The sequence below is a fragment of the Stenotrophomonas sp. X genome, assembly GCF_055721025.1.
Genome location: NZ_CM146756.1, coordinates 2,931,263 through 2,953,831, shown reverse-complemented (window position 1 = coordinate 2,953,831; position 22,569 = coordinate 2,931,263). Strand labels below are relative to the sequence as shown.

Here is a 22,569-nt window from a genome sequence, read left to right as displayed (position 1 = left end):
CCGCTTACCCAACTGCAAGGAGACTGCCCGATGACCCAGGACAGCCAGACCCCCGGTGCCCTCGTACCCGGCACGACCACCGCCACTGCGCTCGATGAAGGTGCGCTGCAGGCGCTGGGACTGGTACGCGAGGATCTGCCGCGCATCGCCGAGATCCGTCTGGAACTGGACGATCTGCGCCCGGGCAACCTGCAGGTGTTCGGCCGCGAGGCGGCCACGCGCACCGCCGCGTTCTCCAGCCAGTTGCTGGACCAGGTCCGCAATCGTGACCTGGATGCCAGTGGCGAGAAGCTGGGCGAGGTGGTGCGCATCGCGCGCAGCCTGAAGCTGGATGGCTTCGCCCAGCGTTCGAAGGTGCCGGTGATCGGTGGCCTGATCGACCGCATGCGCGCCTCCAAGGACGAGCTGGTGCAGAAGTTCAGCGACACCAACGCGCAGATCGAACAGCTGCTGGCCGACGTTGGCGTGCAGCAGGCGTTGATGGGCAAGCGCGTGGGCGAGTTCGACCGCATGCACGATATCGTCCGCGAAGAGCGTCGTGCGCTTGGACTGTATGCGGCAGCCGGCAAGCAGCGGCTGGCCGAACTGCAGGCCGAACAGCTGGCCGGGCAGGGCAGTGAGGATCCGCAGCAGCGCATCCGCCAGAGCGAAGTCGACAACGCGATCCGCCTCCTCGAAAAGCGCGTGTCCGACCTGCAGCTGATGCAGCATGCGGCCGATCAGTCGCTGCCGATGATCCGCCTGATCCAGGCCAACGCGCTGCAGCTGATCGAGAAGTTCAACACCGTCCGCGACATCACCATTCCGTCGTGGAAGCGCCAGTTCGCCATCCAGCTCTCGCTGGGCGAACAGAAGGCTGCGGTCGAACTGTCCACGGCCATCGATGACGCCACCAACGAACTGATGCGCCGCAATGCCGACCTGCTGCGCCAGGCCTCGGTGGATACCGCGCGCAGCAACCAGCGTGGCGTGATCGACGTGGCCACGCTGCGCCATGTGCACGACCAGCTGATCGCCACGGTGGAAGAAGTGCGCAGCATCCATCGCGAAGGGATGCAGCAGCGGCAGCAGGCGGAAGCGGAGCTGTCGCGCCTGCGCGAAGACCTGCAGCAGCGCCTGGCCACACCGACCGCCAGCTGAAAAAAGGGGACGGAGGGAATCAAGTCGTTTGTGCCACTTGCGACTTAATTCCCTCCGTCCCCTTTTTGTTGTCAGCGGAGTTGCTGGCCCAGCCAGTCGGCGAGCGCATCCACGCGCGCATCAGGTGGTCCGTCCGGTCGCGCCAGCACCCAGAAGCCGCCAGTGGCGGCAAACCCCCACGGTGCGACCAGCCGGCCCGCTGCCAGATCCTCGGCCACCAGTGGCTCGGGTGCGATCGCCGGGCCCAGCCCGGCCACCGCTGCCTCCAGCAGGTAATACAGATGCTCGAAGGCCGTGCCCAGCTGCAGCTTCGCGGGGTCCAGAGCGTGCGCCTGCGCCCACGCCGGCCACGCCTGCGGCCGTGAGCTGGTGTGCAGCAGCGTCTCCTGCAGCAGCGCCGAGGGCGGTACATGCCGCAGCCGCTGCGCTGCCGGATGCGAGGGCGCCACCACCACGCCGACCCGTTCCGGCGCCAGCTCACGCACCTGCCAGCCGCGGGGCCACGGCCCCTGCGCCAGCAGCAATACCGCATCCAGTGCCGCCTGTGCCTCGGTGAAGCTGCCATCCAGCGCTGACCACTGCAGGCGCACGCCGGGCAGGGCGGCCTGCAGCGCAGGCAGGCGCGGGATCATCCAGCGCGCCAGCACGCTGCCGCTGCAGCCCAGTACCAGCGCCGGGGCCGCTGCCGGCCGCCGCAGTTCGCGCACGCAGTGTTCGATGCCGCCGAAGGCCTCGCTGCACGCTGCCTGCAGCCGCGTGCCCGCAGCGGTCAGGCGCAGTCCGCGACCGGCACGCTGGAACAGCGCCAGGCCGAGATGGTCTTCCAGCAGCTTCAGCTGCCGGCTGACCGCACCGTGGGTGACATGCAGGTCGTGTGCGGCGCGGCCGACGCCGCCGAGACGGGCGGTGGCTTCGAACGCACGCAGCGCATTGAGTGGCGGCAGAAGGGAACGGCTCATGTGAGATTTCCTGACGATATGCGCCAGATAATATCCATTTTCCGGTCAAGACCCGTGCGCTAGAGTATCCACCTGTCTCGAACCAGCGGTCGCCTCCATGTCTGCCTCCCCCATTGCCGACTACCACGCCTTCCCGGATGCCCAGGGCCATTTCGGCCGCTACGGCGGCAGCTTCGTTGCCGAAACCCTGGTGGGTCCGTTGCAGGAACTGGCCCAGGCCTATGACCAGGCCCGTCAGGATCCGGCATTCCAGGCGGCCTACGACCGCGACCTGGCCCACTACGTGGGCCGGCCGAGCCCGATCTACCACGCCCAGCGCCTGAGCGACCATGTCGGCGGCGCGCAGATCCTGCTCAAGCGCGAAGACCTGAACCACACCGGCGCGCACAAGATCAACAACACCATCGGCCAGGCGCTGCTGGCCGCGCGGATGGGCAAGAAGCGCATCATCGCCGAGACCGGTGCCGGCCAGCACGGCGTTGCCAGTGCCACCGTTGCCGCCCGCCTGGGCCTGGAATGCGTGGTGTACATGGGCGCCACCGATATCGAGCGGCAGAAGATCAACGTCTACCGCATGAAGCTGCTTGGCGCGACGGTGGTGCCGGTCACCTCCGGCTCGGCCACCCTGAAGGACGCGCTCAACGAAGCGATGCGCGACTGGGTGACCAATGTGCAGGACACCTTCTACATCATCGGCACCGTGGCCGGCCCGGATCCGTATCCGCGCATGGTCCGTGACTTCAATGCCATCGTTGGCCGCGAGGCGCGCGAGCAGATGCTGGCCGAGTACGGCCGCCTGCCCGATGCGATCACCGCGTGCGTCGGCGGCGGCAGCAACGCCATCGGCCTGTTCCACGCCTTCCTCAACGATCGCCAGGTCGAGATCGTCGGCGCCGAAGCCGCCGGCGACGGCATCGGTACCGGCCGCCACGCCGCATCGATCGCCGCCGGTCGGCCGGGCGTGCTGCATGGCAACCGCACCTATGTGCTGTGCGACGACGACGGCCAGATCATCGAGACCCACTCGGTGTCGGCCGGCCTGGACTATCCGGGCGTCGGCCCGGAGCATGCTTTCCTGGCCGATACCGGCCGTGCGCGCTACCTCGGCATCACTGATGAAGAAGCGCTGCAGGCCTTCCACCTGCTGGCGCATACCGAGGGCATCCTGCCGGCACTGGAGTCCAGCCACGCACTTGCACAGGCGATCAAGCTGGCGCGTGAGCGTCCGCGTGACCAGATCGTGCTGTGCAACCTGTCCGGCCGTGGCGACAAGGACGTGCACACCATCGCCGCGCGCGAAGGGCTGGTGCTGTGAATCACGTGCTGCGCCACGGCGGGGCGCTGGTGCTGGTGATCGGCATGGGCGGCTGCACGCCGCCCGATCCACCGGTGCTTGCCCCGGCCCCGGCCACCCCTGCGGCGATCGCCCCGGCACGCGAACCGGCCAGCAACGACGATGAGGTCGCATATCGCCCGATCGAGGACGCGGCGATGTCCACGGCAGGCGATGGCGGCGAGGACCAGGCGGCCCGGGCGGTGGTGTCGGTGGCCCTGGACCATGCCGGTGAGGTGCTGATCGGCCAGCCCTTCAGCGAACTGCAGGGCGAGGCGCAGTGGCACTCGGCCGGGCTGGGCGAGTCGACCGCTGGGCGTTGCGAGTACTACGAGCGCGGCACGCTGCCCGAGGGCGTGGCGATGATGGTGCAGGACGGCGACGTGGTGCGCTTCGACCTGGCCCCCATTGACGATTCCGGCCAGGTGGTGCTGCAGCCGGGGCCGTTTGGCCTTCATCTGGGCATGCCACGCGCGCAGGCACTCCAGCAGTTGCCCAAGGGCGTTTCCACGCAACCCTATGACGATGATGCGGAGGCCGGTGAGAGCCTGCTCTGGCAGGACCCCGGTTCCGACCTGGCGATCCGCGTGGAGATCGTCGACGGCACCATCTCCCGAATGTACTGGGGCGCCAGCGGCGCCGTTGACCTGATCGAAGGATGTACCTGACATGTCCGTATCCCGACTCGATGCCTGCTTCCTGCGTCTGCGCGAACAGCAGCGCAAGGCGCTGATTCCTTTCGTCACCGCCGGTGATCCCTCGCTGGAGGCGACCGTTCCGGTCATGCACGCACTGGTCGAGGCCGGCGCCGACGTGATCGAACTGGGCGTGCCGTTTTCCGACCCGATGGCCGATGGCCCGACCATCCAGCGCAGCTCCGAGCGCGCGCTGGCACGCGGCGCCGGCAGCCGCTACGTCCTGCAGGCCGTGGCGCAGTTCCGCGAACGCGATGCGCAGACCCCCGTGGTGCTGATGGGCTACCTCAACCCGGTGGAGATCCATGGCTACGCGGCCTTCGCCAAGGCCGCCGTCGACGCCGGCGTGGACGGCGTGCTGCTGGTCGACCTGCCGCCGGAAGAAGCGGGCGATGCCCAGCAGGCGTTCGACGCAGCCGGCCTTGCGCTGGTCCTGCTGGCGTCGCCGACCACCAGCGAGGCGCGAGCCGGCAAGCTGCTGGCGCTGGCCCGTGGCTATCTCTACTACGTCAGCTTTGCCGGTGTCACCGGCGCGTCCGAGCGCCTGGACAGCGATGCCGCCAGTACCCGCCTGCAGGCGTTGCGCGCGCGCGCGTCGGTGCCGGTGGTGGCGGGCTTCGGCATCAAGGATGCTGCCAGTGCCGCGGCCATGGCCCGCCAGGCCGATGGCGTGGTGGTCGGAAGCGCGCTGGTGGCGGCGCTGGCGGAAGCGGGCTCGGCGGAAGACGCGGTGCAGCGCGCCCGGGCCTTCCTCGCCCCGCTGCGGCAGGCGCTGGACGCGTAACAGGACTGCCGGCCGCTGGCCGGCGTCCTCCTGATGGCTGGCGTGCAAAGGCTGCCGGCCGGCGGCGGGCACCGCCCAGCACCTAAACGTACGTCCCAGCATGGTTTTTTCCGGCTTCCCCGCGGCTGGCAAGGGGGTGCACGGGCGGGGAAAGCGGAGCTAGACTGTCCGCCTTTGCGGCCCCCGGGCCGCCCTGAACGGAAGTGTCCTCCCGCATGAGTTGGCTCAGCAAGTTGATGCCGTCCGGCATCCGCACCGACAACACCCCCAGCAAGAAGCGCAGTGTCCCCGAGGGCCTGTGGGAAAAGTGCAGCAACTGCGGCAGCGCGTTGTACCGTCCGGAACTGGAAGAGAACCTGGAAGTCTGCCCGAAGTGCGGCCATCACATGGCGATCCGCGCGCGCGCGCGCCTGGCCGCCCTGTTCGACGCCGACAGCACCACCGAGATCGGTGCGCGCCTGGGGCCGACCGACCTGCTCAAGTTCAAGGACCAGAAGAAGTACAGCGAGCGCATCAAGATCGCGCAGAAGAATACCGGCGAGTACGACGCGCTGATCGCCATGCGCGGCCTGCTCAAGGGCCGTGCGCTGGTGGCATCGTCCTTCGACTTCGCCTTCATGGGCGGCTCGATGGGCTCGGTGGTCGGCGAGCGTTTCGCACTGGCCGCAGAAACCGCGGTCGAGATCGGTGCGCCCTACGTGTGCTTCTCGCAGAGCGGTGGCGCCCGCATGCAGGAAGGCCTGTTCTCGCTGATGCAGATGGCCAAGACCTCGGCCGCGCTGGGCAAGCTGCGTGAAGCCGGGCTGCCGTACATCTCGGTGCTGACCCATCCGACCACCGGTGGTGTCTCGGCCTCCTTTGCGATGCTGGGCGACATCAACATCGCCGAACCGCAGGCGCTGATCGGCTTCGCCGGCCCGCGCGTGATCGAGCAGACGGTGCGCGAGAAACTGCCGGAAGGCTTCCAGCGCTCGGAGTTCCTGCTCGAACATGGTGCCATCGACCAGATCTGCGATCGCCGCGAGCTGCGCGACCGCCTGTCCGACCTGCTGGCGATGCTGGGCCGTCAGCCGGCGCCGGAGGTGGCTTGATGGGAGGCCGCAAGTACTTCGGTACTGATGGCATCCGTGGCCGGGTCGGCCAGGGCGTGATCTCGGCCGACTTCGTGCTGCGCCTGGGCAACGCGCTGGGCCGTGTCCTGGTCGCCCAGCGCGGCCAGGACGGGCGCCGGCCGATCGTGGTGATCGGCAAGGACACCCGCATTTCCGGCTACATGTTCGAGGCGGCGCTGGAAGCCGGCCTGGTGGCCGCCGGTGCCGACGTGCAGCTGCTGGGGCCGATGCCGACGCCGGCGGTGGCGTTCCTGACCCGTACGCTGGGCGTGGATGCCGGCATCGTCATCAGTGCCTCGCACAACCCGCACTACGACAACGGCATCAAGTTCTTCTCCGCCCAGGGCGAGAAGCTCGACGATGCCACCGAGCTTGCCCTCGAAGCGGCGCTGGACGTTCCTTTCACCACCGTCGAATCGGAGAAGCTGGGCAAGGCGTCGCGTGGCCGCGAGGCGGTCGGCCGCTACATCGAGTTCTGCAAGGCCAGCGTGCCGCGCGCGTTCGACCTGCGTGGCGTACGCCTGGTGCTGGACTGCGCGCACGGCGCCACCTACCAGATCGCACCGCTGCTGTTCCGCGAGCTGGGTGCCGAGGTGATCGGCATTGGCGCCGAGCCCAACGGCGTCAACATCAACGCCGGCGTGGGCTCCACCCATATCGACAATCTCGCGGCCAAGGTCCGCGAAACCCGCGCCGATCTCGGCATTGCCTTCGACGGCGACGGCGACCGCGTGCTGATGGCCGACGACCAGGGCAACCCGGTCGACGGCGACGACCTGCTTTACATTCTGGCCCGGGCATGGAAAGCCGAAGGCCGCCTGCGCGGCCCGGTGGTCGGCACGCTGATGAGCAACTACGGCGTGGAGAAGGCCTTCGCCGATCTGCAGATTCCGTTCGTGCGCAGCAATGTGGGTGATCGCTATGTGCACCAGGCGCTGATCGAAGGCGGTGGGGTGCTCGGCGGCGAAGCCTCCGGCCACCTGCTGTGCCTGGATCGGGCCACCACCGGTGACGGCATCGTCAGTGCGCTGCAGGTGCTGGTGGCGTTGCGCAACAGCGGGCAGACCCTGCGCCAGGCATTGAAGGGGCTGCTGCGGGTGCCGCAGAAGACGGTCAACGTGCGGCTGGGCAATGTCTCGGCCAAGGCCACCGTGCAGGCCGACAGCGTGCAGGCCGCGCTGGCCGTCGCGCAGCAGTCAGTGGCCGGCCGTGGCCGTGCGTTCCTGCGCCCGTCCGGTACCGAGCCGGTGGTGCGTGTCACGGTCGAGGCCGATGATGCAACGCTGATGCAGGACACGCTGGAGCGCCTGTCTGCAGCGGTCCGTGAAGCCGCCGCCTGAGGCAGCTGTGCATTTGCCCAAACAGAAACGCCCCGCAATGCCGGGGCGTTTTTTCGTTCAGGCGGCAAGGCTGCGCGAGGCTCACGGCCCCGGCACCATCTTCTTCTGCCGCGCCTTGAAGCCATTGAACAGCGGCGCGATCAGGGGGGTGTAGCTCTGGGCGATGCGCTTGCGCAACCAGCTCGCCGGGCGGTTGCGGATCGCGAAGCGGTAGATGCGTTCCGGATCGCCGCCGACCACATTACGGCCGAACGGGTGGGTGGTGTGCAGGTAGCGGAAGCCGTGCTCGCGTGCCACCTCGATGTGGTCCTGGTCGAAATCGCCGTAAGGCCAGCACAGCGTATCGGACACCTCGCCGAGCTTGTCCCGCAGGACTTCGCGCGAGACTGCCAAGTCGTGGCTCAGGCCCGCACGGCGCTGTGCGCGGTCCAGGTCGTCGCGGCGCAGCCAGCGGGTGTGGGTATGGGTGTGGCAATGCACTTCGAAGGTGCCGGCGGCGATGGCTGCGCGCGCTTCGCTCCAGCGCATCATCACGTCGTCGCTGCGGTTCTGCTCGTAGATCGCCGCTTCGCAACCGCGGTGGTCCGGCGTGGCAGGCAGCACTGCCCCGGCAAGCCCCGCGTGGGGCCGCTCCGGGCCTTCACCCATCCAGCCGGTGACCACGAACACCACTGCGTGCATGCCGTACTTCTGCAGGATCGGGTGCGCATACACCCAGTTGTCCAGGTAGCCATCGTCGAAGGTGATCACGATCGACTTGCGCGGCACCGGCTTGCCGGCCAGGAAGCCGGCGTACTGGTCCAGTGTCAGCGAAGTCCAGCCGTTGCCGGCCAACCAGGCGATCTGGCTTTCGAAATTCTCCGGTGACACGGTGATCATGCCCGGCGACGGACTGACGTGGTGGTGCATGAGCACCGGTACGGTTCGGGCATCAGCCATGTCCCAGCTCCTTCAGCCACTGGCGGTAGTAGTGTTCGGTGGTCTCACCGTGGCCATCGGGGGTGAACCGGTGCGCGCCGTGCATCCAGTCCCACCCGGCGCGGCCCATCTGCCGCCGCCGTTCCGGATCTTCCACCAGCAGGCGCAGTGCGCCTGTCAGGGCTGCATTGTCGCCCAATCGGGTGAGGATCGCATTGCTGCCCTCGACCACCATCTCCGGCACGCCACCTACGCGCGTGGCCACGATCGGTACCCCGACATAGGCGGCCTCCAGGAACACGGTACCGGCCGCTTCCTTGTGCGAAGCCAGCGCGAAGATGTCGAAGCCGGCCATCAGCCGGCACGCGCCGTCACGATAGCCGAGCAGGTGGACCTGTTGCTGCAGCCCATGCTCGTCGCGCAGCGCCTGCAGCCGATCCATGACCGGCTGGCCATCGCCGATCACCACCAGGTGCAGGTTCGGATGCGTCCTGCACAGCGGCACCATCGCCTGCAGGAGGTCGGCATGGCCCTTGGGGCCGCGCAGCACCGCCACGCAACCGACCACGATGTCCTGCTCGCCGAAACCGAGCTCGGCGCGCACCTCCGCGCGCACCTCCTGCAGGCATTGCCAGGGATCGGCCTTGCGGATCTCGCTCCAGCGCGGCGGGACTGCAATTGGCGGCACGATACCGATGTGCTCGGCCGGAATGCCGCGCTCGGTCAGCAGCTGCTTGACGAAGCTGCTGACGGTCATCACCCGGTGCGGCAGGCCGGTATAGGTCAGCAGCGAGTTGACCGGGCTCATCAGGTGGCGCGAGCGTATTACCAGCGGTGTGCCGCCCAGGCGTGCACCGGCGGCGGCGATCAGCGCGTCACGGCGGCTGGTGGTGTTGACCACGTCGTAGCGCTCGCGACGCACCAGGCGCGAGACCGACCAGATGCCGCGCAGCAGGCGCAGCAGGCCCCCCATGCGCAGGGTGTGCACGGTGAAACCGTCGTCGCGTGCCAGCTTGGCCAGTCGCGCTTCGGGCTGGCACAGCAGCGCCACCTCATGGCCACGCGCGCGCATCACCTGCATGTGGCGGAAGATGTAGATCTCCTGTCCGCCCATTCCCTTGGCGGCTTCGGTGTGCAGGATGCGCAGCGGACGGTTCATGCGGGATCGATCCTTGAAGGTCAACGATTGCGGAAGCGGGTCAACGCTTCCCATGCAGTGCGTACGGCAGCCGCATCAGGGGACTGCTGGGGCAGCGGGAGGTAGTGCCGGTCCAGCGCTGTGGCGTTGCCGAACTTGTCGAACACGTAGATCGCGTCGCCATGGCGTATCGCGCGCTGCGACCAGCTTTCGACCACCAGGGCACGCGGGCCCTGCGGTTCGGCCAGCAGGTCCTGGCCGGTGCTGTAATCGCTCAGCGCGTTCTCGCAGCCCAGCGCATGGCGCATCAGTGTCGGTACCCAGTCTTCGTGCGAGCTGGTGCGGGCGTCGCGGCCAGCGGCCCTGCCTGGCCAATGCAGCACGAACGGGACCTGCAGCTGGTAGTCGGAGAAGTTGCCGTTGTGGCCCCAATAGTTCAGCTTGAGGTCGTTGAACTCTTCGGCATGGTCGCCGGTGACCAGCACGATGGTGTCCTCGGCCAGGCCCTGTGCGCGCAGGTCGTCCAGCAGCGAGCCGATCAGGCTGTCTGCGTAGTGCACGGCGGTGCGGTAGCGGTTGAGTTCCGGCGTCGGGTCATGCTCCGGGCCGAATTTGAGGAAGTCGATGTCCGCAGCCATCGGCGTCGCCACGGGCGGGTAACCATCGGGCATGTGGTACGGCGCGTGGGTGGAGTCGAGGAACACGAAGCCAAACCACGGGCGCTGCGCCGCCTGGCTGGCGCGGATGTCCTGCTGCAGTGCACTGATGATCGCGCGGTCGCGGCCGTCGGACTTCAGTGCCGATGGCCCCTGGTGCAGCTGGTCGCGCACATCGGCGAATGCCGTGCGATCGAATTCCGGGCTGTACAACGGCGCACTGCCGTACAGGTGCAGGTCGTAGCCCTGCTGGCCCAGCACCTGGAACAGCTGCGAGCCGCGCTGCTCGTCGAGCATGCTTGGCCAGTAACCACCGGGCAGGCCGTACAGCAGCCCGAACAGGCCGTAGCGGGTGGCATTGCCGGTGCTGAAGTGCTGGTCGAACACGCGCGCGTCCTGCGCCAGCGCCGACGTGTTGGGCATCAGCTGCGGTGTCAGCACGTCCTGGCGCAGCGATTCCAGCACCACCATCAGCACATTGGGACGATGCGGGTTCTGGCACCGCAGCGGGTGCAGTGGGTACTGCAGCTGCGCATGGCGCGGGTCGGGCAGGCCGGCCTGCTGCTGGCTGACCACGCCCAGGCGCCGCATGAAGCTCTTGGCGGTGATCGGTTGCGCCCACGGCAGGTAGTTCCACTGCGCGATCACATCGCGGTCGCCGCGGGCGTCGTAGTAGGCGGTGGCCACCTGGCCGCCGGCCATCAGAAGCGCGACCGCTGCCCACGTCTGCAGCACCCGTCGCCGGCGCGGCACTGCCGGCAGCAGCTTCCAGCACGCCCAGGCCAGCAGGCCTTCGGCGGCGAAGACCGCGGCGACCAGCAGCGCGACCTGCAGCCAGGTCTTCCAGGACAGGGCGACCTGGTCCTGCAGGGCGCCGCCGAACACCATGTTCACGACCATGGCGTTGAGGTGGAAGCGATACAGGGTGAACACCTTGGCGTCGACGAGCAGCAGGCACAGCCACAGGCCCTGCAGGAGAACGGCGCTGATGCTCAGCGTACGGGCAGTGCGTGGCCACAGCCCCAGCAGCAACGGCAGCAGGCCGGCCAGCGCGCCGAACGCGAGCAGGTGGCCGGGCAGGGCGATCGCGAGGTAGGCCAGGCCCGCGCTGCCGCCTGGATTGTCCCGCAGCGGCACGTTGCCCAGTGCGATCGCCGCAGCCAGGACCGCATTGCCGGCGACGAACAGCGACCACCAGGCCAGCCGGCGCCAACGCCGGGTGAAGCCTTCAAGGGCGAGTGCGGCAGGGGCGGCTGCAGACATGGCGAAGCGGATTCAGGGAGCGGGGAAAAGGTCGGGCCCCACGTGACGGAAGCGTTAATCCGCGCGCGGGTCGCGCATTGTATCGGTTTGTTTCTTCGTATCGAGTGGCGTCCCCCGGGCGATCTGTCACAATGTTCAGGCGGGCCATGAATGCGCTGGCCCCCCAGACCCAATGACAAGCCAGGAACCGCTGTGAGCCAGATCCCCACCCTCGACATCACCCGTTTCGACAGCGACCGCGAGGCCTTCGTGGCCGAGCTGGGCGCGGCCTATCGCCAATGGGGATTCGCGGGCATCCGCAACCACGGCATCCCGCAGGCCGACATCGACGCGGCCTACGATGCCTTCAAGGCCTTCTTCGCCCTGCCGGAAGAGGTCAAGCGCAAGTACCACGTGCCTGGCAGCGGCGGGGCCCGCGGCTATACCCCCTTCGGCGTGGAGACCGCCAAGGGCTCCAAGCACTTCGACCTGAAGGAGTTCTGGCACATCGGCCGCGAGATCGCCGACGACTCCAAGTACCGTGACGTGATGGCGCCGAACCTGTGGCCGACCGAAGTCGAGGGCTTCCGCGAGCGGGGGTACGGCCTGTACCAGGCGCTGGACAACCTGGGGTCGCGCGTGCTGTCGGCGCTCGCCCTGCACATCGGCCTGCCGGAGAATTTCTTCGCCGACAAGACCAACTTCGGCAATTCGATCCTGCGCCCGATCCACTACCCGCCGATCACCACCGACGACATCCCGAACGTGCGTGCCGGTGCTCATGGCGACATCAACTTCATCACCCTGCTGGTGGGTGCCAGTGCCGCAGGGCTGGAAGTGCAGTCGCACGACGGCGAATGGGTGCCGTTCACCTCGGACGCGGACACCATCGTGGTCAACATCGGCGACATGCTGCAGCGCCTGACCAACCATGTGTATCCGTCGACCATCCACCGCGTGGTCAATCCTCCGGGCGAACTGGCGCGCCAGCCGCGCTACTCGGTACCGTTCTTCCTGCACCCGAACCCGGACTTCCTGATCGACGTGCTGCCCTCGTGCATCACCCCGGAGAACCCGAGCCGGTACCCGGAGCCGATCACCGCCCACGGCTTCCTCGAGGAACGCCTGCGCGAGATCAAGCTGAAGTAAAGAGAAGTGAGGCCGCCGAAAGGCGGCCTTTTTCTTTGCAGGGCTGCACCCTGCACCCGCAGAGGCCAAAGCCAAAGCCAAAGCGGCTCTGGGGTGTTCCGTGGGGAGGCGGGGAGGTGTCGGATGGCGGGGACGCCGTGGACCCATCCATGAGGCGTCCCCCGCCATCCCCACCCGCCCGGCCAAGCCCGCCAATCCAACCGGGCTTTCCGCGACCAACCCAACCAAACTCCCGCCACGAGGGGCTGCGCCGTTGGCTGAAAATCCATGTAACCGCTTACACGGAAACGGATTTTTGCCGTAACGGGTATCATGACCGGCTGACTTCACACAGGAGCCACCCGCTCATGCGCCGCAAGATCGTCGCCGGAAACTGGAAGCTGCACGGCAGCCGTCAATTCGCCAATGAACTGCTGGGGCAGGTGGTCGCCGGGCTGCCGCCGGAGGGCGTGGACGTGGTGATCCTGCCGCCGCTGCCGTACCTGGGCGAGCTGGTCGAGGACTTCGGCGCGACCGGCCTGGCCTTTGGTGCACAGGACGTCAGCAGCAACGAGAAGGGCGCCTACACCGGCGAGGTCTGCGCAGCCATGCTGGTCGAGGTCGGGGCCCGCTATGGCCTGGTCGGCCACTCCGAGCGCCGCCAGTATCACCATGAAAGCAGCGAGCTGGTCGCGCGCAAGTTCGCCGCCGCCCAGCATGCCGGCCTGGTCCCGGTGTTGTGCGTGGGTGAGACCCTGGAACAGCGGGAGGCCGGGCAGACCGAAGCGGTCATCGCCAGCCAGCTGGCGCCGGTGCTGGAACTGGTCGGTGCGGCCGGTTTCGCCAACGCCGTGGTCGCCTACGAGCCGGTCTGGGCCATCGGCACCGGCCGTACCGCCAGCAAGGAGCAGGCACAGCAGGTGCACGCGTTCATCCGTGGCGAAGTCGCGCGTATCGATGCTAGAATCGCCGATTCACTGCCCATTGTTTACGGCGGTAGCGTGAAGCCCGACAATGCCGGGGAACTGTTCGCGCAGCCGGATGTCGATGGTGGGCTGGTCGGCGGCGCCTCCCTGGTGGCCGCGGACTTCCTGGCCATCGCACGGGCGGCGGCCGCGAACTAATCCTAGAAGTATTGTCCGAGGGCGGTTTCCAATGCTGATGTTGATCCTCAATGTCGTCTACGTGCTGGTCGCTGTGGCCATGATCGCGCTGATCCTGATGCAGCGTGGCTCGGGTGCGGCGGCAGGTTCGGGCTTTGGTGCCGGTGCCTCGGGCACGGTGTTCGGTGCGCGTGGTGCCTCGAACTTCCTGTCCAAGTCGACCAAGTGGCTGGCTGTCGTGTTCTTTGGCATCAGCCTCTTCATGGCCTGGTATGCCGGTCACGGCACCCGTCCGGCGGCCGACCAGGACCTGGGTCTGATGTCCGCCCCGGCAGCGACCGCTCCGGCGGCTCCGGCGGGCGAGCTGCCGGCCGTCCCGAAGGCCGATGCGGTCCCGGCAGCCCCGGTTCCGGCCGCCAATGTGCCGGCTCAGGCGGAATCTTCGGTTTCTGGTGAAGAAAAGCCTTCGGAAGGCTCCCAGAAAGACTGAAGCCGGTTACAATACGCGGCGCATCGGAAAGATAGTCTGATGTGATCGTTTGCCCAGGTGGCGGAATTGGTAGACGCACTACCTTGAGGTGGTAGCGACGCAAGTCGTAGGGGTTCGAGTCCCCTCTTGGGCACCATTTGTAAGTAAAGCGGGTTCGTCTGGCGCGCAAGGCGCCAGGCAGGTTCCCGTCCACTCCCCCATGCCAAAGCGCCTGCAGGCGCAGCGGCAGAGGCAAGAGAGAATCGCTGTGCTGGCCGAATATTTGCCGTCTCTGCTGTTTCTGATCGTTGCCACCGGTATCGGCGTTACGCTGATGCTGGTTGGTCGATTCCTCGGTCCCCGCCGCCCCGATCTGGAAAAGCTGTCGCCGTATGAGTGCGGCTTCGAAGCCTTCGAAGACGCGCGCATGAAGTTCGACGTGCGCTATTACCTGATCGCGATCCAGTTCATCGTCTTCGACCTGGAAATCATCTTCATCGTGCCGTGGACCCAGGTCTTCATGGAACTGGGCGCCCGTTCGCTGGTCACCATGGGCCTGTTCGTCGGCATGCTGTTCCTCGGTTTCATTTACGTCTGGAAGAAGGGAGCGCTGGAATGGGAGTGATTCAGACTCTCGATGGCCTCATGAACAATCCGTCGCCGGAAGGCCGGGTTGATGACATCCTGCGGCCGGAAGGCGACAACCCGCTGCTGGAAAAGGGCTTCGTCACCACCAGCGTCGACGCACTGCTGAACTGGGCGCGTACCGGCTCGATGTGGCCGATGACCTTCGGCCTGGCCTGCTGCGCCGTCGAGATGATGCACGCCGGCGCCGCGCGCCTGGACCTGGATCGCTACGGCGTAGTGTTCCGCCCTTCGCCGCGTCAGTCCGACGTGATGATCGTGGCCGGTACCCTGGTCAACAAGATGGCCCCGGCGCTGCGCAAGGTCTACGACCAGATGCCGGACCCGAAGTGGGTCATCTCGATGGGTAGCTGCGCCAACGGTGGCGGCTACTACCACTACTCCTATTCTGTGGTGCGCGGCTGTGATCGCGTGGTGCCGGTGGACGTCTACGTCCCGGGCTGCCCGCCGACTGCCGAGGCGCTGGTGTACGGGATCCTGCAGCTGCAGAAGAAGATCTGGCGTACACAGACCATCGCCCGCTGACCCCTTCACCTGACTAGAGCGCGCCAAGCCCCCATGGCAGAGCAAGCATCCTTCATCGACCGACTCTCCGCACGTTTCGCTGGTGCGAAGGTCATCGTGGTCGAACCCCGCGGCGAAGTGACGCTGGAAGTGCCTGCCGCCGAGTGGCACGCCACCGCCCTGGCGCTGCGTGACGAGTTTGGTTTCGAGCAGGCCGTGGATCTGTGCGGCGTCGACTACCTCGGTTATGGCTCCGACGAATGGGACACCGCTGACGTGTCCTCGCAGGGGTTCAGCCGAGGCGTCGAAGGCAAGGCCCAGGGCCGCTTCGCGTGGGGCGAGTTCCCCACCGAGGAAAACGGTGCCGACGGTGCCCGCCCGCAGCACATGCCGACCCAGCGCTTCGCCGTGGTCGCGCAGCTGCGTTCCTACCAGCACAACCTGATGATGCACCTGCGCTGCTTCGCTCCTGACGAAGCGCTGCCGGTGGTGTCCTCGCTGACCAGTATCTGGCCGGGTCTGAACTGGTTCGAGCGCGAGGCGTTCGACCTGTACGGCGTGATCTTCGAAGGCCACCCGGACCTGCGCCGGATCCTGACCGACTACGGTTTCGTCGGCCATCCGTTCCGCAAGGACTTCCCGCTGATCGGCAATGTCGAAGTCCGCTACGACGAAGAGAAGAAGCGCGTGATCTACGAACCGGTCACCTCGGTGGAGCCGCGTGTCGGCGTGCCGCGCGTGATCCGCGACGACGCCCGTCTGCAGACCGCAGAAGGTGAGCGCGCGCAGGAGGCAGTGAAGTGAGCCACGTACACCAGGCCGGCGAAGCATTCGCCAGCAACGCCGCCGAGAGCCGGCAGGAAATCCGCAACTACACCATGAACTTCGGCCCGCAGCATCCGGCCGCTCACGGTGTGCTGCGCCTGATCCTGGAAATGGACGGTGAAACCATCATGCGCGCCGACCCGCACGTGGGTCTGCTGCACCGTGGTACCGAAAAGCTGGCCGAGTCCAAGCCGTTCAACCAGTCGATCGGCTACATGGATCGACTGGACTACGTGTCGATGATGTGCAACGAGCACGCCTACGTGCGCGCGATCGAGACCCTGATGGGCATCGAGGCGCCGGAGCGTGCCCAGTACATCCGCACCATGTACGATGAAATCACCCGCATCCTCAACCACCTGATGTGGCTGGGCTCCAACGCGCTCGACCTGGGCGCGATGGCGGTGATGCTGTACGCCTTCCGCGAACGCGAAGAGCTGATGGACTGCTACGAAGCGGTTTCCGGCGCGCGCATGCACGCGGCGTACTACCGTCCGGGCGGTGTCTACCGCGACCTGCCGGACCACATGCCGAAGTACAAGGAATCGCGCTGGCACAAGGGCAAGGCGCTGAAGCAGCTGAATGCTTCGCGCGAGGGTTCGCTGCTGGACTTCCTGGAGAACTTCACCGTCGAGTTCCCCAAGCGCATCGACGAATACGAAACCCTGCTGACCGACAACCGCATCTGGAAGCAGCGTACCGTCGGCATCGGCGTGGTCACGCCCGAACTGGCCCACCAGTGGGGCATGACCGGCGTGATGCTGCGCGGTTCGGGCATTGCCTGGGACCTGCGCAAGAAGCGTCCGTACGCCAAGTACGATGCCGTCGATTTCGACATCCCGCTGGGCAAGGAAGGCGACTGCTATGACCGCTATCTGGTCCGCGTTGCCGAAATGCGCGAATCCAACCGCATCATCAAGCAGTGCGTGGCGTGGCTGAAGGCCAACCCGGGCCCGGTGATGGTGAAGAACTTCAAGGTCGCTCCGCCCAGGCGCGAGGACATGAAGGACGACATGGAAGCGCTGATCCACCACTTCAAGCTGTTCAGCGAAGGCTACTGCGTGCCGGCCGGCGAGACCTACTCGGCGGTGGAAGCCCCGAAGGGCGAATTCGGCTGCTACCTGGTCTCCGACGGCGCCAACAAGCCGTTCCGCGTGCACCTGCGTGCGCCGGGCTTCGCCCACCTGTCCTCGATCGATTCGGTCGTGCGCGGCCACATGCTGGCTGACGTGGTGGCGATGATCGGCACCTACGACCTGGTGTTCGGCGAGGTTGACCGGTAATGCCGTCCGCCACGCCAACGCCCGCTGCAGGCAGCCGGCGCAAGCCGGCGCCGCAGTTTCTGGAATTTCACGTTATGCATTTCGCTGAGGTCGGCCGATGAAGGCGACAGGTAATTTCGAGGCGGCGCGCGACGTCGACCCGATGGTGGTGCTGAGCGACAAGACCCGCGCTCACATCGATCACTGGCTGTCCAAGTTCCCGCCGGACCGCAAGCGCTCTGCCGTGCTGCAGGGCCTGCATGCGGCCCAGGAGCAGAACCAGGGCTGGCTGACCGACGAACTGATCGCCGGCGTGGCCAAGTACCTGGACCTGCCGCCGGTGTGGGCCTACGAGGTCGCCAGCTTCTACTCGATGTTCGAGACCGAGAAGGTGGGCCGCAACAACGTGGCCATCTGCACCAACATCAGCTGCTGGCTCAATGGCGCCGAGGACATCGTGCGCCATTGCGAGAAGAAGCTGGGCATCAAGCACGGTGAATCGACCCCTGACGGCCGCGTCTACCTCAAGCGCGAGGAAGAGTGCCTGGCCGGCTGCGGTGGCGCGCCGATGATGGTCATCAACGGTCACTACCATGAGCGTCTGACCCTGGAAAAGGTCGACGAGCTGCTGGACGGGCTGGAGTAAGGGCATGGCACATCACCACGAATCCAAGGGTCCGGTCGGCCCCGCGCCGCTGCCGCACCAGGTGGTCTATACCACCTTGCATTACGACACCCCGTGGTCGTACGAAAGCTACCTGAAGACCGGTGGCTACGCTGCCCTGCGCAAGATCCTCGAAGAGAAGATCCCGCCGGAGCAGGTCATCGAGATGGTCAAGGCCTCGGGCCTGCGCGGCCGCGGTGGCGCAGGCTTCCCGACCGGCCTGAAGTGGTCCTTCATGCCCAAGGGCAACATGCAGAAGTACATCCTCTGCAACTCGGACGAATCCGAGCCGGGCACCTGCAAGGATCGCGACATCCTGCGCTACAACCCGCATTCGGTGGTGGAAGGCATGGCGATCGCCTGCTACGCCACCGGTTCGACCGTGGGCTACAACTACCTGCGCGGTGAATTCCACCACGAGCCGTTCGAGCACTTCGAGCAGGCCCTGGCCGACGCCTATGCGAACGGCTGGCTGGGCAAAAACATCCTCGGCAGCGGCGTGGACATCGACATCTACGGCGCGCTGGGCGCCGGCGCGTACATCTGCGGCGAAGAAACCGCGCTGATGGAATCGCTGGAAGGCAAGAAGGGCCAGCCGCGTTACAAGCCGCCGTTCCCGGCCAACTTCGGCCTGTACGGCAAGCCGTCGACGATCAACAACACCGAAACCTACGGTTCGGTGCCGGCGATCATCCGCAACGGCCCGGAGTGGTTCAAGGGCCTGAGCCTGACCGCCAACGGCGGCCCGAAGTGCTTCTCGGTGTCCGGCTGCGTGCAGAACGGCGGCAACTTCGAAGTACCGCTGGGCACCACCTTCGACGACCTGCTGGAAATGGCCGGTGGCCTGCGTCCGGGCCGCAAGCTCAAGGGCGCGATCCCGGGCGGCGTGTCGATGCCGGTGCTGACCGCGGCCGAGCTGAAGGGCCTGCCGATGGACTACGACACCATCCGTGCGCTGGGCTCCGGCCTGGGCTCGGGTGCGATCGTCGTGCTCGACGACAGCGTCTGCTGCGTCAAGTTCGCCTGCCGCATCAGCCAGTTCTTCCACAAGGAATCCTGCGGCCAGTGCACCCCGTGCCGTGAAGGCACCGGCTGGATGCACCGCGTGCTGGAGCGCATCGTCGCCGGCAAGGCCACGATGGAAGACCTGCACCAGCTGAAGGCAGTGGCCGGGCAGATCGAAGGCCACACCATCTGTGCGTTCGGCGAAGCGGCTGCATGGCCCATCCAGGGCTTCCTGCGCCAGTTCTGGGACGAGTTCGAGTACTACATCGTCAACGGTCATTCGATGGTTGACGGCAAGAAGGTGGAGGCAGCCGCTGCATGAGCGCGCAACCCGTAAATCCGAGCGTCCCACCCGATCACGTCACCATCGAGATCGATGGCAAGTCGCTGGTCGTGCCCAAGGGCTCGATGATCATCCAGGCGGCCGACAAGGCCGGCATTCCGATTCCGCGCTTCTGCTATCACGAGAAGCTGCCGATCGCCGCCAACTGCCGCATGTGCCTGGTGGACGTGGAGAAGTCGCCGAAGCCGGCGCCGGCCTGTGCCACCCCGGTGATGGACGGCATGAAGGTCGCCACCCGCAGCGAGAAGGCGCTGAAGTTCCAGCGCTCGGTGATGGAGTTCCTGCTCATCAACCACCCGCTGGACTGCCCGATCTGCGATCAGGGCGGCGAGTGCGAGCTGCAGGACGTGTCGCTGGGCTATGGCCGTTCGGTCAGCCGCTTCAACGAGCGCAAGCGTGTGGTGCCTGACGAGGACATGGGTCCGCTGGTTGCCACCGAGATGACCCGCTGCATCCAGTGCACCCGCTGCGTCCGCTTCACCGCCGACGTTGCCGGTACCTACGAACTGGGTGGCATGTACCGCGGTGAGAACCTGCAGATCGGTACCTTCGACGGCAAGCCGCTGACCACCGAGCTGTCCGGCAACGTCGTCGACGTCTGCCCGGTCGGCGCGCTGACCAACAAGGTGTTCCAGTTCCGCGCCCGCCCGTGGGAACTGACCGCGCGCGAGTCGCTGGGCTATCACGACGCGATGGGTTCGAACCTGTTCCTGCACGTGCGTCGCGGCGAAGTGCTGCGCACCGTGCCGCGCGACAACGAAGCCGTGAACGAGTGCTGGCTGTCCGACCGTGACCGCTACTCGCACCAGGGCCTGTACAGCGAAGACCGTGCGGTCAAGCCGCTGCGCAAGGTCAACGGCGAGTGGAAGGAAGTGAGCTGGGCCGAAGGCCTGGCCGCGGCCGCCGAAATCCTCAAGGCCAACCAGGGCGACAACCTGGGCGTGCTGGTGCACCCGTCGACCTCGAACGAGGAAGGCGCACTGCTGGCCCGCCTGGCCAAGGGCCTGGGCTCGGGCAACATCGACCACCGCATCAACAACCGCGATTTCTCCGACGCCGCAACCGCCGAAGTGTTCGGCCTGCCGCTGGCTGAGATCGAGGGCGCCGACCGCATCGTGGTCCTGGGCAGCAACATCCGCCACGAACTGCCGCTGCTGCACGCTCGCCTGCGCAAGGCGCAGACCACCAAGGGCGCGAAGATCCACGTCGTCAATCCGGTGGACTTCGACTTCGCCTTCAGTGTCGCCGGCAAGCAGATCGTTGCCCCGTCGAAGTTCGTCGACGCGCTGGCCAACGCCGAGCTGCGTTCGGCCGTGCAGGGCGGCAACAACACCGTGCTGATCGTTGGTGGCATCGCCGAGAACCACCCGCAGGCTGCCGCGATCCGCGCTGCCGCGCGTGAGTTCGCTGCCGCTACCGGTGCCAAGCTGTGCCGCATCCCGCAGGGCGCCAACGCCGTTGGCCTGACCCGCGCCGGCGTGCTGCCGGCCGGCAAGGACGTCGCCGCGATGCTGGCGCAGCCGCGCCAGGCCTACGTGGTGTACGGCCTCGAGCCGGGCCTGGACTTCGCCGACGCCCCGGCCGCCCGCAAGGCGCTGGCCGGTGCCCAGGTGGTGGCCTTCAGCCAGTTCGCCTGCGCCTCGACCCGCGACGTTGCCGACGTGATCCTGCCGATTGGTGCGCTGCCGGAAATCGATGCCACCCTGACCAACCTCGATGGTCGCGAGCAGTCGGCCCGTGCCGGCGGCAAGCTGCCGGGCGAGGCCCGCGAAGGCTGGCGCGTGCTGCGCGCACTGGGCGGCGACATGGCGCTGGCCGGCTTCGACTTCACCGACCTGGCCGGCCTGCGTGCCAGCCTGGCCCCGGTGTCGGTCACCGTCGCTGCTTCGGCGCAGCCGGCGGTTGCCGGCGAAGGCCTGGAAGTGGCTTCGACCGCCGCGATCTACCGCACCGATGCGGTGGTCCGTCGCGCGCCGGCGCTGCAGTCGCATCCGCTCAACAACGCCCCGCGCATCGTGCTGAACGCTGAAGATGCCGCTCGCCTGCAACTGCAGGAAGGGCAGATGGCCAAGGTCGGCACCGATGCCGGCAAGGCCACCCTGCCGGTGGTGGTCGACGCCCGCGTCGCTGCGGGTTCGGTCTGGATTGAATCGGGCCACGGCGCGACCGCGCCGCTGGGTGCCGCTCGCGTATCGGTGGTGGCTGCATGAACGAATTGCTGTTGAACGCGGTCGACCCGCTGCACCAGTGGCTGCTGGGCCTCGGTGACATCGGCGCACTGATCTGGATCATCCTGAAGATCCTGGTGATCACCGTGCCGGTGATCATCTCGGTGGCCTTCTACGTGGTCTGGGAACGCAAGCTGATCGGCTGGATGCACGTCCGCCACGGCCCGATGTACGTGGGCATGGGCATCTTCCAGGCCTTCGCCGACGTCTTCAAGCTGCTGTTCAAGGAAGTGGTCCAGCCGAGCAGCGCCAACAAGGCGATCTATCTGCTGGCCCCGCTGATCACCCTGGCCCCGGCCTTCGCGGCCTGGTCGGTGGTGCCCTTCGATTCGCAGATCGTGCTGTCCAATGCCAACGCCGGCCTGCTGTACCTGCTGGCGATGACCTCGCTGGGCATCTACGGCATCATCCTGGCCGGTTGGGCATCGAACTCGAAGTACGCGTTCCTGGGTGCCATGCGCGCCTCGGCGCAGATGATCAGCTACGAAATCGCCATGGGCTTCGCCCTGGTCGGCGTGATGATCGCCTCGGGCAGCCTGAACCTGAGCAACATCGTCGCTGCGCAGGCCGGCAGCTCCGGTTTCTTCGACTGGTTCCTGCTCCCGCTGTTCCCGCTGTTCGTCATCTACTGGGTGTCGGGCGTGGCTGAAACCAACCGCGCGCCGTTCGACGTGGTGGAAGGCGAATCGGAAATCGTTGCCGGCCACATGGTCGAGTACTCCGGCGGTGCGTTCGCCCTGTTCTTCCTGGCCGAATACGCGAACATGATCCTGATCAGCTTCCTGATCTCGATCTTCTTCCTCGGCGGCTGGCTGAGCCCGGTCCAGGGCTGGGTTGATCTGGGTAACGTCTCGCCGCTGGTCGACTGGATCTGGAAGGGCGGTGCACCGTGGCTGTTCGTCAAGGTGTTCTTCTTCGCCAGTGCCTACATCTGGTTCCGTGCCAGCTTCCCGCGCTTCCGCTATGACCAGATCATGCGCCTGGGCTGGAAGGTCTTCATCCCGCTGGCCATTCTGTGGATCGCGGTTACCGCCGTCATGGTGTTCTTCGGCGTGATTCAAAAGGGCGTCTAAGTG

General features: G+C 66.8%; 21 protein-coding genes and 1 tRNA gene. 18 read left to right on the top strand and 4 right to left on the bottom strand.

Annotated elements, in window-relative coordinates:
- The first annotated feature begins 30 nt into the window (after positions 1-30).
- Positions 31-1,140, top strand: coding sequence for a toxic anion resistance protein (locus tag ACZ75I_RS13810; RefSeq protein WP_472958098.1), 1,110 nt, complete (start codon positions 31-33; stop codon positions 1,138-1,140).
- Between the two features lie 71 nt (positions 1,141-1,211).
- On the opposite strand, the gene ACZ75I_RS13805 is transcribed toward ACZ75I_RS13810, so the two are convergent.
- Complete coding sequence (locus tag ACZ75I_RS13805) at positions 1,212-2,099, bottom strand: LysR family transcriptional regulator (protein WP_065196988.1); 888 nt, start codon at positions 2,097-2,099, stop codon at positions 1,212-1,214.
- A 97-nt stretch (positions 2,100-2,196) separates the two neighbouring features.
- Here ACZ75I_RS13805 and trpB point away from each other — a divergent pair, with 97 nt between their 5' ends.
- The 5 genes from trpB (at position 2,197) to glmM (ending at position 7,363) form a co-directional block, all read left to right on the top strand.
- Positions 2,197-3,414: a tryptophan synthase subunit beta gene (gene trpB / locus ACZ75I_RS13800; RefSeq protein WP_005417953.1), complete on the top strand. Its 1,218-nt coding sequence runs from the start codon at positions 2,197-2,199 to the stop codon at positions 3,412-3,414.
- Positions 3,411-4,100 carry a hypothetical protein gene (locus tag ACZ75I_RS13795; RefSeq protein ID WP_346476786.1) on the top strand — a complete coding sequence of 230 codons (690 nt, stop codon included), beginning with the start codon at positions 3,411-3,413 and terminating at the stop codon, positions 4,098-4,100. The genes trpB and ACZ75I_RS13795 overlap by 4 nt, the downstream gene beginning before the upstream one ends.
- A gap of 1 nt (position 4,101) precedes the next feature.
- Entirely contained in the window at positions 4,102-4,911 is an 810-nt protein-coding gene (trpA, locus tag ACZ75I_RS13790; protein WP_242892468.1) for a tryptophan synthase subunit alpha, read from the top strand.
- 215 nt (positions 4,912-5,126) lie between these two features.
- On the top strand, positions 5,127-6,002 hold the full coding sequence (gene accD, locus ACZ75I_RS13785; RefSeq protein ID WP_005417947.1) for an acetyl-CoA carboxylase, carboxyltransferase subunit beta: 876 nt from the start codon (positions 5,127-5,129) through the stop codon (positions 6,000-6,002).
- Complete coding sequence (gene glmM / locus ACZ75I_RS13780) at positions 6,002-7,363, top strand: phosphoglucosamine mutase (RefSeq protein WP_154351173.1); 1,362 nt, start codon at positions 6,002-6,004, stop codon at positions 7,361-7,363. Before accD ends, glmM begins: the two co-directional genes overlap by 1 nt.
- An 81-nt stretch (positions 7,364-7,444) precedes the next feature.
- On the opposite strand, the gene ACZ75I_RS13775 is transcribed toward glmM, so the two are convergent.
- From ACZ75I_RS13775 to ACZ75I_RS13765, 3 genes are read right to left on the bottom strand one after another with little or no spacing between them, the layout of a single operon-like run.
- A complete protein-coding gene (locus tag ACZ75I_RS13775; RefSeq protein ID WP_061480014.1) occupies positions 7,445-8,302 on the bottom strand; it encodes a polysaccharide deacetylase family protein in 858 nt (285 codons plus the stop codon).
- A complete protein-coding gene (locus ACZ75I_RS13770; RefSeq protein WP_346476784.1) occupies positions 8,295-9,440 on the bottom strand; it encodes a glycosyltransferase family 4 protein in 1,146 nt (381 codons plus the stop codon). Before ACZ75I_RS13770 ends, ACZ75I_RS13775 begins: the two co-directional genes overlap by 8 nt.
- Before the next feature lie 20 nt (positions 9,441-9,460).
- Positions 9,461-11,338, bottom strand: a complete 1,878-nt coding sequence (locus ACZ75I_RS13765; RefSeq protein WP_472958097.1) for a sulfatase-like hydrolase/transferase — start codon at positions 11,336-11,338, stop codon at positions 9,461-9,463.
- 150 nt (positions 11,339-11,488) lie between these two features.
- On the opposite strand from ACZ75I_RS13765, the gene ACZ75I_RS13760 reads away from it, so the two are divergent.
- The 12 genes from ACZ75I_RS13760 (at position 11,489) to nuoH (ending at position 22,566) form a co-directional block, all read left to right on the top strand.
- Positions 11,489-12,466 carry an isopenicillin N synthase family dioxygenase gene (locus tag ACZ75I_RS13760; RefSeq protein ID WP_049414703.1) on the top strand — a complete coding sequence of 326 codons (978 nt, stop codon included), beginning with the start codon at positions 11,489-11,491 and terminating at the stop codon, positions 12,464-12,466.
- Positions 12,467-12,813: 347 nt separating this feature from the next.
- On the top strand, positions 12,814-13,569 hold the full coding sequence (gene tpiA / locus ACZ75I_RS13755; protein ID WP_180868208.1) for a triose-phosphate isomerase: 756 nt from the start codon (positions 12,814-12,816) through the stop codon (positions 13,567-13,569).
- Between the two features lie 31 nt (positions 13,570-13,600).
- Positions 13,601-14,038: a preprotein translocase subunit SecG gene (gene secG, locus ACZ75I_RS13750; RefSeq protein ID WP_049415231.1), complete on the top strand. Its 438-nt coding sequence runs from the start codon at positions 13,601-13,603 to the stop codon at positions 14,036-14,038.
- A gap of 51 nt (positions 14,039-14,089) precedes the next feature.
- Positions 14,090-14,174: transfer RNA gene (locus ACZ75I_RS13745), tRNA-Leu, on the top strand.
- A 111-nt stretch (positions 14,175-14,285) separates the two neighbouring features.
- On the top strand, positions 14,286-14,642 hold the full coding sequence (locus ACZ75I_RS13740) for an NADH-quinone oxidoreductase subunit A (protein ID WP_005417937.1): 357 nt from the start codon (positions 14,286-14,288) through the stop codon (positions 14,640-14,642).
- Complete coding sequence (locus ACZ75I_RS13735; RefSeq protein WP_005417936.1) at positions 14,633-15,187, top strand: NuoB/complex I 20 kDa subunit family protein; 555 nt, start codon at positions 14,633-14,635, stop codon at positions 15,185-15,187. Before ACZ75I_RS13740 ends, ACZ75I_RS13735 begins: the two co-directional genes overlap by 10 nt.
- A gap of 33 nt (positions 15,188-15,220) precedes the next feature.
- Entirely contained in the window at positions 15,221-15,970 is a 750-nt protein-coding gene (locus ACZ75I_RS13730) for an NADH-quinone oxidoreductase subunit C (protein ID WP_010486428.1), read from the top strand.
- Positions 15,967-17,274, top strand: a complete 1,308-nt coding sequence (locus ACZ75I_RS13725) for an NADH-quinone oxidoreductase subunit D (RefSeq protein WP_005417935.1) — start codon at positions 15,967-15,969, stop codon at positions 17,272-17,274. Before ACZ75I_RS13730 ends, ACZ75I_RS13725 begins: the two co-directional genes overlap by 4 nt.
- A gap of 97 nt (positions 17,275-17,371) precedes the next feature.
- On the top strand, positions 17,372-17,899 hold the full coding sequence (nuoE, locus tag ACZ75I_RS13720) for an NADH-quinone oxidoreductase subunit NuoE (protein WP_005410460.1): 528 nt from the start codon (positions 17,372-17,374) through the stop codon (positions 17,897-17,899).
- Positions 17,900-17,903: 4 nt separating this feature from the next.
- Positions 17,904-19,244 carry an NADH-quinone oxidoreductase subunit NuoF gene (nuoF, locus tag ACZ75I_RS13715; RefSeq protein ID WP_005417934.1) on the top strand — a complete coding sequence of 447 codons (1,341 nt, stop codon included), beginning with the start codon at positions 17,904-17,906 and terminating at the stop codon, positions 19,242-19,244.
- Positions 19,241-21,475 (top strand): NADH-quinone oxidoreductase subunit NuoG, encoded by a 2,235-nt coding sequence (nuoG, locus tag ACZ75I_RS13710; RefSeq protein ID WP_346476780.1) that lies wholly within the window; start codon positions 19,241-19,243, stop codon positions 21,473-21,475. Before nuoF ends, nuoG begins: the two co-directional genes overlap by 4 nt.
- Entirely contained in the window at positions 21,472-22,566 is a 1,095-nt protein-coding gene (nuoH, locus tag ACZ75I_RS13705) for an NADH-quinone oxidoreductase subunit NuoH (protein ID WP_061478097.1), read from the top strand. Before nuoG ends, nuoH begins: the two co-directional genes overlap by 4 nt.
- Positions 22,567-22,569: the final 3 nt, after the last annotated feature.

Coding starts and splice junctions, on each gene's coding strand:
- nuoH (WP_061478097.1), top strand. CDS start 21,472: ATGAACGAATTGCTGTTGAACGCGGTCGACCCGCTGCACCAGTGGCTG.
- trpA (WP_242892468.1), top strand. CDS start 4,102: ATGTCCGTATCCCGACTCGATGCCTGCTTCCTGCGTCTGCGCGAACAG.
- ACZ75I_RS13770 (WP_346476784.1), bottom strand. CDS start 9,440: ATGAACCGTCCGCTGCGCATCCTGCACACCGAAGCCGCCAAGGGAATG.
- nuoE (WP_005410460.1), top strand. CDS start 17,372: ATGAAGGCGACAGGTAATTTCGAGGCGGCGCGCGACGTCGACCCGATG.
- trpB (WP_005417953.1), top strand. CDS start 2,197: ATGTCTGCCTCCCCCATTGCCGACTACCACGCCTTCCCGGATGCCCAG.
- tpiA (WP_180868208.1), top strand. CDS start 12,814: ATGCGCCGCAAGATCGTCGCCGGAAACTGGAAGCTGCACGGCAGCCGT.
- ACZ75I_RS13805 (WP_065196988.1), bottom strand. CDS start 2,099: ATGAGCCGTTCCCTTCTGCCGCCACTCAATGCGCTGCGTGCGTTCGAA.
- nuoF (WP_005417934.1), top strand. CDS start 17,904: ATGGCACATCACCACGAATCCAAGGGTCCGGTCGGCCCCGCGCCGCTG.
- ACZ75I_RS13765 (WP_472958097.1), bottom strand. CDS start 11,338: ATGTCTGCAGCCGCCCCTGCCGCACTCGCCCTTGAAGGCTTCACCCGG.
- ACZ75I_RS13775 (WP_061480014.1), bottom strand. CDS start 8,302: ATGGCTGATGCCCGAACCGTACCGGTGCTCATGCACCACCACGTCAGT.
- accD (WP_005417947.1), top strand. CDS start 5,127: ATGAGTTGGCTCAGCAAGTTGATGCCGTCCGGCATCCGCACCGACAAC.
- glmM (WP_154351173.1), top strand. CDS start 6,002: ATGGGAGGCCGCAAGTACTTCGGTACTGATGGCATCCGTGGCCGGGTC.
- nuoG (WP_346476780.1), top strand. CDS start 19,241: ATGAGCGCGCAACCCGTAAATCCGAGCGTCCCACCCGATCACGTCACC.
- ACZ75I_RS13810 (WP_472958098.1), top strand. CDS start 31: ATGACCCAGGACAGCCAGACCCCCGGTGCCCTCGTACCCGGCACGACC.
- secG (WP_049415231.1), top strand. CDS start 13,601: ATGCTGATGTTGATCCTCAATGTCGTCTACGTGCTGGTCGCTGTGGCC.
- ACZ75I_RS13760 (WP_049414703.1), top strand. CDS start 11,489: ATGCGCTGGCCCCCCAGACCCAATGACAAGCCAGGAACCGCTGTGAGC.
- ACZ75I_RS13735 (WP_005417936.1), top strand. CDS start 14,633: ATGGGAGTGATTCAGACTCTCGATGGCCTCATGAACAATCCGTCGCCG.
- ACZ75I_RS13730 (WP_010486428.1), top strand. CDS start 15,221: ATGGCAGAGCAAGCATCCTTCATCGACCGACTCTCCGCACGTTTCGCT.